The sequence below is a fragment of the Streptomyces sp. NPDC090741 genome, from assembly GCF_044769045.1.
GTDB lineage: Bacteria > Actinomycetota > Actinomycetes > Streptomycetales > Streptomycetaceae > Streptomyces.
The window spans coordinates 508,554-521,935 of record NZ_JBIVXF010000005.1; the positions used below are offsets into that span (position 1 = coordinate 508,554).

A 13,382-nucleotide genomic window follows, 5' to 3' on the forward strand; every position below is an offset into this window, starting at 1 on the left:
AGCAGGCAGGACCGAGGGGGAGGTCACGGTGGCCATCACATCACGCGCGCCCGCGCCCGGGGGCGCTGTCGCCGTGCCGCCCCAGGGTCCCCCCGGAGGTCCGCCGGAGGCGCCTCCCCGGCCGGGTACGGCCTGGGCCGAGGGCGTGGAGCGGCTGCGCGCGGCCGCCACGACCGAGCCCGGCCGGCTGCGGATCATCGGGGCGGTCCTGGCCGCCCTGGTGCTGCTGTTCGGCATGGTGAGCGTCTGGCAGATCTCCTCCCGGGTCGGCGCCGCGGACGACGTGGTGGGCCGCAGCCAGCCGCTGAGCGCGGACGCGGCGAGCATCTACCGCTCCCTCGCGGATGCCGACACGGCTTCCTCCAGCGGTTTCCTGGCCGGCGGCGACGAGCCGCGCGAGGTCCGCGAGCGGTACGAGAAGGACATCGCCAACGCCTCGAAGCTGCTGGTGAACGCGGCCGCCAACACCGGGGCGGACGAGGACTCGCGCAAGCAGATCGCGCTGCTGAGCGAGCAGCTGCCCCGTTACACGGGCCTGATCGAGCAGGCCCGCGCCACGAACAAGCAGGGCCTGCCGCTGGGCGGCGCCTATCTGCGGTACGCCAACGAGCAGATGAGCACCCAGCTGCTGCCCGCCGCGCAGCGGCTGTACGAGGCGGAGACGGGCCGGCTCTACACGGACTACGACGACGCCCGCTCGCTGCCGCTGGCCTCGATCGGCGCGGGCCTGCTCGCGCTCGCCGCGCTGGCGTGGGCGCAGCGCCGCAACTACCGCCGCACGAACCGGGTCTTCAACCACGGCCTCGTGGCGGCCACGGCCGCTTCTCTGGTGGTGCTGCTGTGGCTGGCCGTGGGGCACACGGTCGCCCGGTCGGAGCTGGCCGAGGCAAGATCGGACGGGCAGGAGTCGCTGAAGGTGCTCAACGACGCGCGGATCGCCTCCCTCCAGGCGCGCGCCAGTGAGAACCTGACCCTGATCGCACGGGGCGCCGTACTGGCCGCGGACAACAAGTCCGACAAGTACGACGTGGACTTCACGGCCGAGATGAAGGAGCTGGACGCGGGTCTGGCGACGGCGCGGAAGCTGGCCGAAGACAGCAGCGGGCGGGAGCCGGTGGCCCGCGCCGAGGACGGCGTCAAGCAGTGGAAGCAGCGGCACGCGGCGGCCCGGGAGACCGACTTGCGCGGCGACTACCAGGCCGCTCTGCCCCAGGTCATCGGGGACAAGGACCACAAGGACAGCAGCGGGGCCTCGTTCGACACCGTGGACGCGTCCCTGGAGCAGGCAGTGGCCCATGAGCAGAAGGAGTTCACCCGGGCGGCCCGGGGCGGGCTCGGTGCGCTGGGCGGTTTGGTGACGGGTTCGGCCGCCCTGGCGGTCATCGGCGCGGCGGCGGCACTGCTCGGCATCGGGCGCCGGCTTTCGGAGTACAGGTGACAGCGATGCGGATACGCGTGAAGTCCCACGACGAGGGCCACGACGAGGGCCACGACGGCGGAGCACCCGGTGCGGCCGGGATGCCCGGCCCGGTGCCCCGCGCCTCCGGGCCGCGGCGCGTGGCGGCACGGCTGCGCGGCTGGGGCGGGGTGAGCGCGATGGCCGCCGCCTGCGCGGTGACGGCCGCGGCCGTCCTGCTGCCGCTGGCCCAGGCGGCCCCGGAGAGCGGCCACCCCGCCCTGGTCCGCGAACCCGCCTCGATGGCGGCCGCCCCGGCCCCCTGGGCGCTCACCGACACCTGCCAGGACCCCGAGGCCAGCCTGCGCCCGAACGGCGTGGACGGGCCGACCATCGAGCGGATCCGCAAGGCGGGCAAACTCGTCGCGGGCGTGGACCAGAACAGCTTCAAGTGGGGCTACCGCAACCCGGTCGACGGCCGCCTCGACGGGTTCGACATCGCCTTGGTCAAGGCCATCGCGAAGGACATCCTGGGCGACGAGAACGCGGTCATCTACCGGGCCATCCCCACCAGCCAGCGCGTCCCCGCGCTCCAGGACGGCCGCGTCGACATCGTCGTACGGACCATGACGATCAACTGCAAGCGGCTGGAGGACGTCGCCTTCTCGACGGCGTACTTCGAGGCCGGGCAGCAGGTCCTGGCCCCCAAGGGCTCGCCGATCACCGGGTACGACGCCTCGCTGAAGGACCGCCGGATCTGCACCGCGGCCGGCTCCACGGCCGAGGCGGCGCTCAAGGCCCAGCCGTACGGCTCGGTGCCGGTCAGCGTGCCCAACCAGCTCGACTGCCTGGTCCGGCTCCAGCTGGGCGAGGTGGACGGCATCATCACGGACAACGCGCTCGCGGCCGGCCAGGCCGCGCAGGACCCGTCGGTGCGCCTCGTCGGCTCCCCGTTCACCAGGGAGTTCTACGGGGTGGCCATGAACAAGGACGCCTCCGACCTGGTGCGCCGGGTCAACAAGGTGCTGGAGAACTACCGCGCCGGCGGTGACGGCAGCCCCTGGATGCAGGCGTACGTGACGCACCTCAAGCCCGTTCTGCCCGGTGTGGCCGGACCGCCCGCGCCGAAGTACCGGGACGGCTGAGACAGGTGGCAGAGTCGGAGCCCGATGTCGGGGAAGCGGAGGCGGGGCTGGTGGAGGCGCAGTCGGCAGTGATGGACCGGGACGACGTCGACCGCGCCCTGGCCCGGCTCGGCGCGGAACACGAGGCCGTCGAGACCTCGCTGCTCGCCCTCCAGGACCACGCCGGGCGCCGGCTGCTGGAAGGGGCCGGGCTGACCGGCGTCACCAAGGAGCGGTGGGCGGCGGCCGACGTCTCCATCACCCGGCTGTGGACGTACTTCGACGCCTACAGCGGGGCGTTGGGCGCCGCCCGGGCGATCCGCGAGCGGCGCCGCTGGCCCGGCCGCGAGGAACTGATCGAGCTGACCGAGCGGCTGCGCGGGCCCGGGGTGCTGATCGCCGGGGCCGGGGCGGAAGGCGTGGCGCTGGCGGAGCGGCTCTCGCTCGCCGAGCTGGTGTCGCGGATGAACGAGCTGTACGCGAGCTCGCTGGACGTGGTGGTGGCAGCCGACTCGGTGTGGTCGGCGCTGCCCGCGCGCATCGACCTGCTCGCGGCGGAGCTGCACCGTACGCGCTCGCTGGCCCACTCGGTGGGGGTCCGTCCGGGTGAACACCCCTCGGGCGACGACCTGGAGGCGATCACCGCCGAGCTGACCGGGCTGCGGGAACAGGTGATCGCGGACCCGCTGGCGTTCTGGCAGCCGGTGGCGGGGAGTTCCGCGCCCGGCGGCGGCCGTCCGGACACCACCCGGTACGACCGGGCCGCGGTCGCGCTGGAGGACGTACGGCGGGAGATCGAGGCGGTCCTGGCCGTACGGCAGGACGCCGAGCAGCGGCTGATCAGCCTGCGGGACGTGCTCTCGCGGGCCGACCGGACCCTGGCGGAGGCGCGGACGGCGCGCGGCGAGGTGCTGGCGAAGATCGCGGCGTCGGAGGTGCCCGTGGTGAGCGGGCCGCCGACGGCGCTCCAGGAGCAGCTGGCGGCGGCGGCCGAGTACCGCCGCCAGGCCCGGTGGCACCGGCTCTCGCCGCTGCTGGAATCGCTGGAAGAGCGGGCCGAGGAGGAACTGCGCCGGGCCCGCGAATCGTTGACTGCGGTGACGGCGCCCTTGGCGGTACGAGCGGAACTGCGCGGGCGACTGGACGCGTACAAGGCGAAGGTGGCCCGGCACGGCATGGCGGAGGACCCGCTCCTGATCGAGCGGTACGACACGGCCCGGCGGATGCTGTGGAGCGCGCCCTGCGATCTGCGGGCCGCCGAGCAGGCCGTGCTGCGCTACCAGCAGGCGACGGCCGAGTCACTGGCACCGCCGCAGCCGCAATACCGGCCCGAGGGGCCGGGGAAGGAGGAGGACGCATGAGTCTGGTCGCAACCGCGTGCGTTCGCCCCGGCTGCCCGGGGTCGTACGAGGACATGGGCGACGGCGAGCTGTACTGCGACACCTGCGGTCTGGCGCCGATCGGCGCCGTCGCGGCGGGCGCGGAGGAGCTGGTCTCGCCGCCGACGGGGATGACGAGCGCGGCCCGGTACCCCGACGCGCACGGGTCGCAGGAGTCTCAGGGGTCACACGGCTCGGCCCGGTCCGGCCGCTCGGGGTCGACGTCGGCCTCGGCACGCTCCTCACGGTCCTCGCGCTCCTCGTCCTCGCGCCGCTCGGTGTCGGGCCGGCTCTCCCGCTCCCTGCCGGGCGCCGCGTCCAGCCGCTCGGTGTCGGTGCGCAGTTCGGGCTCGGCCTCCGGGCCGTCGGGGCGCGGCCGGCTGGGCGCCGGGCTGGTCAACATCCCGGAGGTGCCGCGTCCGGATCCCTCGGCGGCGGTGCTGGAGAACCCGGAGGTGCCCGAGCGCAAGCGGTTCTGCTCCCGCTCGGACTGCGGGGCTCCGGTGGGCCGCTCCCGCGGCGACCGGGCGGGCCGGACCGAGGGTTTCTGCACCAAGTGCGGGCACCCGTACTCCTTCGTGCCCAAGCTGCGCGCGGGGGAGGTCGTCCACGGCCAGTACGAGGTGGCGGGCTGCCTGGCACACGGCGGCCTCGGCTGGGTGTACCTGGCGGTGGACCGGGCCGTCTCGGACCGGTGGGTGGTGCTCAAGGGCCTGCTGGACACCGGGGACCAGGACGCGATGGCCGCGGCGATCTCTGAGCGGCGCTTCCTCGCGGAGATCGAGCACTCCAACATCGTGCGGATCTACAACTTCGTGGAGCACCTGGACCAGCGGACGGGTTCGCTGGACGGGTACATCGTCATGGAGTACGTCGGCGGCAAATCGCTGAAGGAGATAGCGAACGAGCGGCGGCGGCCCGACGGCCGGCGCGATCCGCTGCCGGTGGAGCAGGCCTGCGCGTACGGGATCGAGGCGCTGGAGGCGCTCGGGCACCTGCACAGCAGAAACCTTCTGTACTGCGACTTCAAGGTCGACAACGCGATCCAGCAGCAGGACCAGCTGAAGCTGATCGACATGGGCGCGGTGCGCCGGATGGACGACGAGGAGTCGGCCATCTACGGCACGGTGGGATACCAGGCGCCGGAGGTGGCCGAGCTCGGTCCCTCGGTCGCCTCCGACCTGTACACGGTGGCGCGGACGCTGGCCGTCCTGACCTTCGACTTCCAGGGCTACACGAACGTGTTCGTGGACTCGCTGCCGGACCCGGAGCACATCGAGGTGTTCGGGCGGTACGAGTCCTTCTACCGGCTGCTGGTACGGGCGACGGATCCGGATCCGGGCCGGCGGTTCTCGTCCGCGCAGGAGATGGCGGACCAGCTGACGGGCGTGCTGCGGGAGGTCGTCGCGCTGCAGACGGGCCGGCCGCGCCCGCAGCTCTCCACGCTCTTCGGGCCGGAGCTGCGGGTTCCGGACACCCGGCTGTTCGCCGACGTGGCCGGGGCCGAGGTGTCCCGGCTGGGGGCGCGGGCGGTGCCGGGGCCCGCGGCGGGCGGCCGTCGGCTACGGCGTCGGCCCGGGCTGTCGGCGATCCTGCCGGCTCCGGGTTCGGTTCCGGCTTCGGGCTCGGGCTCGGGCTCGGGTGCGGCGGTGGCCCCGGGGGCGGCGGCCCTCTCGGCGCCGCTCGGGACGACCGCGACGCACCGGGTCGGCGGGCCGGCCGCAGCCGTCCCGGCGGCGCGCCGGGCCCCGGAGCAGGCCGGCCGGCATGCGGCCCCGGTGGCGGCGCCCGTGCCCGCGCCGGGCGTGCGCGCCACCGAACTGGCCGCGCTGGAGGCCCGGGCCATGGCGCTGGCCCTGCCGGTGCCGCTGGTGGACTCGGGCGACCCCAACGCAGGCTTCTTGGCCGGACTCCTGGCCACCGCGCCGGGCGACCTGCTGGGCGCCCTGCGCTCGGCGCCCGCCGACTCGGCCGAGCTGCGGCTGCGCGAGCTGCGGGCCCGTCTGGAGCTCGGCGAGCTCGCCGCGGCCGGAGCCGCCCTGGCCGATCTGGAAGGCCGGCATCCGGATGACTGGCGGGTGGTGTGGGCGCGCGGGATCGCCTCGCTGGCCGCCGGCGAGGACGAGATGGCGGCCCTGTCCTTCGACGCCATCTACGACGCCTTCCCGGGCGAGCCCGCGCCGAAGCTGGCGCTGGGCCTGTGCGCGGAGATCCTGGGGCAGCTGGACAACGCCGCCGAGTACTACCGGCTGGTGTGGAGCACCGACCCGGGGTTCGTGAGCGCCGCCTTCGGGCTGGCCCGCGTCCGGCTCGCCGCGGGCGACCGGTCGGGGGCGGTGCGCACGCTGGAGTCCGTGCCCGAGGCCTCGATCCACTACACCGCCGCACGGGTGGCGGCGGTACGGGCACGCCTGCGCGACCGGTCTCCCGAGGAGGCTCTGCTTCCGGATCTGACGGCGGCTGCCGCGCAGGTGGAGGCCCTGGAGCGGTTCGGCCTGGACGCGGTGCGGCACGAACGGCTGTCGACCGAGGTTCTGGGCTCGGCCCTGGACTGGGTACTGTCGGGTGGCCGGGGTTCCGACCCCGGTCGGACCTCGCTGCTCGGCAGTCAACTGGACGAGCGGGGCCTGCGCTTCGGCCTGGAGCGCTCGTACCGCGTGCTCGCGCGGCTGGCGCAGCGGGGCGAGGACAGGATCGAACTGGTGGAGCGGGCAAACCGTTTCCGTCCCCGGACGTGGGTGTGAGTGATGTCGATGCATCGGCCGTCTGGCTGCCCCAGCTGCGCGGAGCCCCTTGAGGCGGGTGACCGTTTCTGCGGCGTCTGCGGCTCTCCCGTGTCCGCCGCGCCCCCGCCCGTGTCCCGGGACGAGCCGACGCTCCCGATCCCGACGCTCCCGGCCGCGCCGACCGGCCCGACGGGGGGCTACGCCCTCGCGGAGCCCGCGCCCGGGTGGGGCAGTGTCGCCGCCGGCGCGGCCCCGACGCTGGCCGGGGAGACCGCCGGGTGGTCCGCCCCGGCGGAGCCGGCCGCCGCCCCCGCCCCCGTCGCCGCGGCGGCTCCCGTACCGCCGCAGGGCTCCTCGTACGGCGCGCCCGACCCGGCGTACGGCAGCGCGCCCGACCCGGCGCCCGGCGCCGGCGAGATCCGGCACGACCGGCCCGGCAGCACCCCCACCCCGCCCGAAGGGACCCCCTGGGGCGCGCCCGAAGCCCCCTACGGCGGCGCCGGCCCCGGGCACGAGGACCCGTACGCCTCCGACACCCCGCAGGGGACCGCTCCCGCGGGCGGCGACGGCGGGAAGACCTGCGTGGCCTGCCGGGCCGGGCGGGTCGACACCGACGGGTACTGCGAGCACTGCGGGCACGCCCAGCCCCGCGAACGGGACCACCTGGAGGAGGAGCTCGGCAGCGTCGCCGCCGTCAGCGACCGGGGGTTGCGCCACCACCGCAACGAGGACTCGTTCGCGGTCGCGGCCACGGCCCTGCCCGACGGATCGGCCGCCACCGTGGCCATCGTCTGCGACGGCGTCTCCTCCGCCAGCCGCCCCGACGAGGCATCGGCCGCCGCGGCCGGGGCCGCCAACGAGGCCCTGCTCGACGCCCTCCCGCGCGGCGCCCACCCCCAGGAGGCCATGCACGACGCCATCCTGGCCGCGGCCGCCGCCGTGAACGCCCTGGCCCCGGAGGTCCCGGGCGCCCAGAACGCCCCCGCCTGCACCCTGGTCGGCGCCGTCGTCAGCGGCGAGCTGCTGACCGTCGGCTGGGTCGGCGACAGCCGCGCGTACTGGGTCCCGGACGACCGGGACGCGCTGCCGCGCCGCCTCACCGAGGACGACTCCTGGGCGGCCCAGATGGTCGCGGCCGGGCTGATGGGCGAGGCCGAGGCCTACGCCGATGTCCGCGCCCACGCCATCACGGGCTGGCTCGGGGCCGACGCGTACGACCTGGAGCCGCACACCGCCACGTTCAAGCCGGACCACGCGGGCGTGGTGGTCGTCTGCACCGACGGCCTGTGGAACTACGCCGAGTCCGCGCAGGACATGGCCCAGGTGCTGCCCGCGGACGCCGCCGCCCGCCCCCTGCACAGCGCGCAGGTCCTGGTGGGGCACGCCCTCGACGGGGGCGGCCACGACAACGTCACCGTGGCCGTCGTCCCGTTCGCCGCACCGGCCGGCCCGGGAGCGGCAACGGCCACCGCGGCGGCAGCAGTTGCGCGAGCGGAAACGGAAACGGAAGGGCAAGTGGAACCGGAAGCACGCCCTCAGGCCTGATCCACCCGCCCACATCCCCGTCCTCTCCTAGGAGTCCAGCCGATGGCGAACTTCGCCAAGCCGAGCGCCCCGCGCTTCAGCGTGGAGGTGTACCAGAACGAGTTCCTCCCGGAGGGCGGGCGGGACGTCCACGCCATCGTCACGGTCACGTCCACCGGAGGCGCCACGGCCACCCGCGCGGCGGCCGCCCACGGCTCGGCCGCCGTCGTGATCATGGTGGACTGCTCGGGGTCCATGGAGTACCCGCCGGACAAGATGCGCGGCGCCCGCGAGGCCACCGCCGCCGCGATCGACACCCTGCGCGACGGCACCGCGTTCGCCGTCATAGCCGGCACGCACGTGGCCAAGGAGGTCTACCCCGGCCAGGGCCGCCTCGCCTTCGCCGACCCGGCCACCCGCGCCCAGGCCAAGGAGGCCCTGCGCGGCCTGAGCGCCGGCGGCGGCACCGCCATCGGCACCTGGCTGCGCCTCGCCGACGGCCTGCTGCGCCAGTCCCCCGCCGCCATCCGGCACGGCATCCTGCTCACCGACGGCCGCAACGAGCACGAGGAACCGGCCGTGCTCCGCGCCACCCTGGAGGCCTGCGCGGGCCGCTTCACCTGCGACGCCCGCGGGGTGGGGACCGACTGGGAGGTCAAAGAGGTCACCGGCATCGCCGGCGCGCTGCTCGGCTCGGCCGACATCGTGGCCGATCCGGCGCACCTCACCGAGGACTTCACGCTCATGATGGAGAACGTCATGGGCAAGGAGGTCGCGGACGTCGCGCTGCGCCTGTGGACCCCGGTCGGCGTGGAGATCCAGTACGTCAAGCAGGTCGCGCCCACCGTCCAGGACCTCAGCGACCGCCGCTCCGAGGCGGGTCCGCGCGCCGGCGACTACCCGACCGGGTCCTGGGGCGACGAGTCCCGCGAGTACCACGTGTGCGTCCGGGTCCCGGCCGCGTCCGTCGGGCAGGAGATGCTGGCCGCCCGGGCCACGCTCCTGCTCCCCGGCGCGCCGGGCGAGCCGCCCGCCACGCTCGCGCAGGGACTCGTACGGGCGGTGTGGACGGACGATCTGGCCGCTTCCACCGCCATCAATCCGCAGGTCGCCCACTACACGGGGCAGGCAGAGCTCGCGCAGGCTATCCAACAGGGCCTGGAAGCGCGCAAACTGGGCGATGTCGACGGCGCCACGGCCAAGCTCGGCCGTGCCGTGCAACTGGCCAGTGCCTCCGGAAACGCGGACACGGCCAAACTGCTCGCGAAGGTGGTGGATGTCGTCGATGCGGCGGCGGGTACTGTGCGGCTGAAGGCGAAGGTCGCGGATGCCGACGAGATGACCCTCGAAACGCGTTCGATCCAGACCGTCCGTGTGAAGAAGTCCTGAGACCACCTGAGAGACCTGAGAAGACCTGACGCGATGACGCAGGCTGAAGGGGGAAGAGCCGCCATGCCGACCTGCCCGAACGGGCACCAGTCCGCCTCCGACGACTGGTGCGAGGTCTGCGGCCACCGCATGGCTGCCGCCACGGGCGCGCCCGCGGCGCCCTCCTACGGCTACGGCTACCCTCCCACCGCCGGTGAGCCGACCGCCCAGGCGGAGCTCTGCCCGCAGTGCCGGACCCCGCGCGAGGCCATGGCCCCGTTCTGCGAGGAGTGCCGGTACAACTTCCTGACGCGCTCGGCGACCTCGTACACGCCGCTCACGCCGCCGGGCACGGATGCGGGAGCCGCAGGCGGGAACGGCGCCGGGGCCACCCCGCCGCCTCCGCCCCCGCCTCCCGCGCCGCAGGTGCCCGCTTCGGCGCCGTTCTCCCAGGACCACTTCGAGTACCAGGGCTCCCGGCCGTCCCGGGTCAACCGGCCGGCCGAGCCGCTGCAGCGCGAGGACGACTGGCTGCTGCCGCCGCCGTCGCAGGGCCATCAGCAGCCGCAGCAGCCGCAGTACCCGCAGCAGCCCCCGCCGCCGCTCCGGGAGTACCAGCAGCCGGAGTACCAGCAGCAGCCGCACGAGTACCAGCAGGCGCCGCAAGCCCAGCAGCAACAACAGCAGCAGCACCAGCCCCAGCAGCCGTTCCGGCCCCAGAGCACCGGCGCGTGGAGCGCGACGATCGGCCCCGACCGCTCGTACTTCATGGCGATGATGCAACGCAGCGGCCCCGAGGCGGCCGGGCTCAACCTGCCCGCGTACTCCCCGGAGCAGCATCTTCCGCTCTCTGCCGGCCAGATCACCATCGGCCGCCGCCGCGCCTCCACGGGCGAGTCCCCGGACATCGACCTGTCGGTGCCCCCGGAGGACCCGGGCGTCTCCCACCAGCACGCGGTGCTCGTCCAGCAGCCCGACCTCAGCTGGGCCGTCGTGGACCAGAACTCCACCAACGGCACCACCATCAACGGCGGTGAGGAACCGATCCAGCCCTACGTCCCGGTGCCCCTCACCGACGGCGACCGGGTCCACGTGGGCGCCTGGACCACGATCACCATCCGCCGGGGTTAGCCGGAGGTCATACGCCTCACTCCCCCAGAGGCCATACGTACGGGCCCTGGGGGTCGTCGAGCCAGGACCACTGCCCCTCCGCGCTGACCGTCACCCCGAACCGCTCGCGGCCCGGCCGGCCCTCGCCGCGCCACAGGTCCAGGGCCTCGCGCGGGTGCAGCGCGCCCGCCGTCAGTACGAGCATGAACTGGAACCGCTCGTTCTCCACCAGCTCGTACGGGAGCCCGTACGGCATCCCGGGCGCGCTCGGCGAGGCCGTGGCCCCGCGCAGCGGGACGAAGTACGCCGAGGTGTGCTGGAAGCGGCCCTCCGCGAAGTCGGCGTCCCGGACCGTCAGCGCGATCAGCCCGGTCGACAGGGGGGCCAGGATCCGCGCACCGGGCCGGCACTGGCCGAGCCAGGCGTACGGGATCAGCGGCAGCGTGCAGGTCACCAGGATCCGGTCGAAGGGGGCCCGGGAGGGGCAGCCGCGCGCCCCGTCCCCGGTGACCACGGTCGGCCGGAGGCCGAGCAGGGCCAGGTGCGCCCGGGCGGACTCGGTGATCTCCTCGTCCAGGTCGATCGTGGTGACGTGCTCCTCGCCGAGCCGGTGGCTGAGCAGCGCGGCGGTGTAGCCGGTGCCGGTGCCGATCTCCAGCACGTCGTCCCCGTCGCGGACGTCCAGCGACTCCAGCATCTTCGCCATCAGGGACGGCTGGCTGCTGGACGAGACCAGCTCGCCGTCGCGCAGCCGGGTGGCGAGCGGGGCGTCCGTGTAGACCCCGCGCAGCCAGCGGGCCCGGTGGGCCGGGTCCGGGTCCTCGCCCCAGAGCCGCTCGTAGCCGGCCCCGCGGCCGGTGAAGAAGTACGGGACGAAGACGTGCCGGGGCACCGCCGCGAAGGCCGCCCGCCAGGCGGGGTCCTCCAGCACCCCGGCGGCGGTCAGCTCCCGCACCTGCGCGGCGTGGGCGGTGTCCCGCAGGTCCCGCGCCTCGGCGTGCGGGGCCTGCGGGGAGCGTGCGGGACGTGCGGAGTGAGCGGCGTGTGCACCCATGGCTCCACTGTCCTGCGACCGGGCCCGGGAGGCGAACGGTGGTCCTAAGACCTCCGTCCTCCGTCCGGGCGTCTGAGACGATGGTCGGGTGAATGAGATTCCGCGGGGCACGGTTCAGGAGCAGACGTTCTACGAGCAGGTGGGCGGCGAGGAGACGTTCCGCCGTCTGGTGCGGCGCTTCTACCAGGGGGTCGCGCAGGACCCGCTGCTGCGCCCCATGTACCCGGAGGAGGACCTCGGCCCGGCCGAGGAGCGGTTCGCCCTGTTCCTGATGCAGTACTGGGGCGGCCCGAACACGTACAGCGAGAACCGCGGCCACCCCCGCCTGCGGATGCGGCACGCCCCGTTCCAGGTGGACGCGGCGGCGCACGACGCGTGGCTGGGGCACATGCGCGTGGCGGTGGACGAGCTGGGCCTGGCGCCGGAGCTGGAGGCGCAGCTGTGGCGGTACCTGACGTACGCCGCCGCCTCGATGATCAACACCGCGGGGTAGCCCGTACGAGGCTAGACCGGCCGGACCTGGAGGGCGCCCAGGCCCCCGACGCCGCCGGGGCGGCGCATCGCGATCGAACCGTACGGGGTGCGCAGCCGGAGCCAGCCGCCGGAGGCGAGCAGGGCCACCGGGTCGGGGACGGCGCCGGGAGCGCCGCCGCCGCTCGCCACGGCCGACCGGACCGGCCGCAGGAAGCCCAGGGACTGCGCGGCGTGCACGGCGCGCAGCGGGAGCTCGGTGTCGTCCAGCGTCCTGGACCAGATCTCGCGGCCGATGCGGTCCCGCTCGGACCGGGTCCGGTGCTGCGGGGGCAGGGCCTCGTCACGGGCCCGGAACTCGGCGACGGAGGCGCTCACGGCGGCCCGTATCGCCTCGGGGCCGGGCAGCCCGGGCAGCTGCCGCCAGCCGCCGCGGGGCGGGAGCACCCCGGTCCACGGCGGGCCGGTGACCGGCGCGGGGACGGTGGTGCTCGCGGCGGCCTCGTCCACGGATTCCAGCAGCTCGCCGGCGGACACCGTCACGTCCAGCGGGCGGGAGACGGGTACGGAGAGGCGCACCGTGCGGATGGCCAGCACCTCGAAGGAGGCCGGCCGTCCGAAAACGGCGAGCGCGCCGCCGCCCGCCTGCGCCTGCAGGCGGACCGCGGCGGCGCGGTCGTAGTGCACCAGCCGGCCCAGGAAGGCGGCGAGGTCCGCCGCCTCCCCGGAGTCGGCGAAGCGCAACTGCTCGGTCATGCCGCCAGGCGCCCTTCGGCGGCCTTGGCCTTGCCGGCCGGCCGGGCCGGCTCGTCGAGGTACTCCTCGAGGAAGTGCCTCTCCTCCGCCGTGATGCGGCGGGGCCGCCCCTCGGCGAGGTTGTACGGCACGACCACCGTCTCGGCGCGCACGTACACCGTCTCGGGTGCGTCCTCGGTCGCCTCGTCCTTGACCTCGTAGCGGATGGTCAGGGACGCGGCGCCTATCCGGGTCACCCAGGACTCGATGAGGACGGGCTCGTGACGGTGGACGAGGGGCAGCTTGTAGTCGATCTCGTGGCGGGCCACGACGGAGCCGCCCGTGAACGACTCGCTGCCCTCCCCCGGCGCGAGGCGGAACATGAAGTCGATCCGCGCCTCCTCCAGATAGCGGAGGAAGACGACGTTGTTGACGTGCCCGAAGGCATCCATGTCCGCCCAGCGCAGGGGGCACCGGTAGTGGTGTCTGGCCATG

At 74.6% G+C, this 13,382-nt stretch carries 11 protein-coding genes; 8 read left to right on the top strand and 3 right to left on the bottom strand.

What is annotated here, in order from left to right:
• Nucleotides 1-28 precede the first annotated feature (28 nt).
• The 7 genes from ACIQU4_RS17295 (at nucleotide 29) to ACIQU4_RS17325 (ending at nucleotide 10,648) form a co-directional block, all read left to right on the top strand.
• On the top strand, nucleotides 29-1,438 hold the full coding sequence (locus ACIQU4_RS17295; RefSeq protein WP_403730808.1) for a hypothetical protein: 1,410 nt from the start codon (nucleotides 29-31) through the stop codon (nucleotides 1,436-1,438).
• An 80-nt stretch (nucleotides 1,439-1,518) separates the two neighbouring features.
• Complete coding sequence (locus ACIQU4_RS17300) at nucleotides 1,519-2,541, top strand: glutamate ABC transporter substrate-binding protein (RefSeq protein WP_403730971.1); 1,023 nt, start codon at nucleotides 1,519-1,521, stop codon at nucleotides 2,539-2,541.
• A gap of 71 nt (nucleotides 2,542-2,612) precedes the next feature.
• Entirely contained in the window at nucleotides 2,613-3,881 is a 1,269-nt protein-coding gene (locus ACIQU4_RS17305) for a hypothetical protein (RefSeq protein ID WP_403730974.1), read from the top strand.
• Nucleotides 3,878-6,643, top strand: coding sequence for a tetratricopeptide repeat protein (locus tag ACIQU4_RS17310; RefSeq protein ID WP_403730811.1), 2,766 nt, complete (start codon nucleotides 3,878-3,880; stop codon nucleotides 6,641-6,643). Before ACIQU4_RS17305 ends, ACIQU4_RS17310 begins: the two co-directional genes overlap by 4 nt.
• A gap of 90 nt (nucleotides 6,644-6,733) precedes the next feature.
• Nucleotides 6,734-8,170 carry a protein phosphatase 2C domain-containing protein gene (locus ACIQU4_RS17315; protein WP_403730814.1) on the top strand — a complete coding sequence of 479 codons (1,437 nt, stop codon included), beginning with the start codon at nucleotides 6,734-6,736 and terminating at the stop codon, nucleotides 8,168-8,170.
• 42 nt (nucleotides 8,171-8,212) lie between these two features.
• Complete coding sequence (locus ACIQU4_RS17320) at nucleotides 8,213-9,538, top strand: VWA domain-containing protein (protein WP_403730816.1); 1,326 nt, start codon at nucleotides 8,213-8,215, stop codon at nucleotides 9,536-9,538.
• A 63-nt stretch (nucleotides 9,539-9,601) separates the two neighbouring features.
• On the top strand, nucleotides 9,602-10,648 hold the full coding sequence (locus tag ACIQU4_RS17325) for an FHA domain-containing protein (RefSeq protein ID WP_403730819.1): 1,047 nt from the start codon (nucleotides 9,602-9,604) through the stop codon (nucleotides 10,646-10,648).
• Nucleotides 10,649-10,664: 16 nt separating this feature from the next.
• Here the strand turns inward: ACIQU4_RS17325 and ACIQU4_RS17330 are convergent, their stop codons facing one another.
• Nucleotides 10,665-11,681 carry a methyltransferase domain-containing protein gene (locus tag ACIQU4_RS17330; protein WP_403730822.1) on the bottom strand — a complete coding sequence of 339 codons (1,017 nt, stop codon included), beginning with the start codon at nucleotides 11,679-11,681 and terminating at the stop codon, nucleotides 10,665-10,667.
• Nucleotides 11,682-11,769: 88 nt separating this feature from the next.
• On the opposite strand from ACIQU4_RS17330, the gene ACIQU4_RS17335 reads away from it, so the two are divergent.
• The gene (locus ACIQU4_RS17335) at nucleotides 11,770-12,174 is read left to right on the top strand and encodes a globin (protein ID WP_385577597.1); all 405 of its coding nucleotides are present in this window, start codon (nucleotides 11,770-11,772) and stop codon (nucleotides 12,172-12,174) included.
• 11 nt (nucleotides 12,175-12,185) lie between these two features.
• Here ACIQU4_RS17335 and ACIQU4_RS17340 read toward each other — a convergent pair whose 3' ends face one another.
• Together ACIQU4_RS17340 and ACIQU4_RS17345 are read right to left on the bottom strand one after the other, a co-directional pair.
• Nucleotides 12,186-12,908 (bottom strand): hypothetical protein, encoded by a 723-nt coding sequence (locus tag ACIQU4_RS17340; RefSeq protein WP_403730825.1) that lies wholly within the window; start codon nucleotides 12,906-12,908, stop codon nucleotides 12,186-12,188.
• A complete protein-coding gene (locus tag ACIQU4_RS17345) occupies nucleotides 12,905-13,381 on the bottom strand; it encodes an acyl-CoA thioesterase (protein WP_403730828.1) in 477 nt (158 codons plus the stop codon). Before ACIQU4_RS17345 ends, ACIQU4_RS17340 begins: the two co-directional genes overlap by 4 nt.
• Nucleotide 13,382 lies beyond the last annotated feature (1 nt).

Bases quoted from the DNA above. Each gene is read 5' to 3' on its own strand.
- ACIQU4_RS17300 (WP_403730971.1), top strand. From the start codon at position 1,519: ATGCCCGGCCCGGTGCCCCGCGCCTCCGGGCCGCGGCGCGTGGCGGCA.
- ACIQU4_RS17305 (WP_403730974.1), top strand. From the start codon at position 2,613: ATGGACCGGGACGACGTCGACCGCGCCCTGGCCCGGCTCGGCGCGGAA.
- ACIQU4_RS17310 (WP_403730811.1), top strand. From the start codon at position 3,878: ATGAGTCTGGTCGCAACCGCGTGCGTTCGCCCCGGCTGCCCGGGGTCG.
- ACIQU4_RS17320 (WP_403730816.1), top strand. From the start codon at position 8,213: ATGGCGAACTTCGCCAAGCCGAGCGCCCCGCGCTTCAGCGTGGAGGTG.
- ACIQU4_RS17325 (WP_403730819.1), top strand. From the start codon at position 9,602: ATGCCGACCTGCCCGAACGGGCACCAGTCCGCCTCCGACGACTGGTGC.
- ACIQU4_RS17330 (WP_403730822.1), bottom strand. From the start codon at position 11,681: ATGGGTGCACACGCCGCTCACTCCGCACGTCCCGCACGCTCCCCGCAG.
- ACIQU4_RS17340 (WP_403730825.1), bottom strand. From the start codon at position 12,908: ATGACCGAGCAGTTGCGCTTCGCCGACTCCGGGGAGGCGGCGGACCTC.
- ACIQU4_RS17345 (WP_403730828.1), bottom strand. From the start codon at position 13,381: ATGGCCAGACACCACTACCGGTGCCCCCTGCGCTGGGCGGACATGGAT.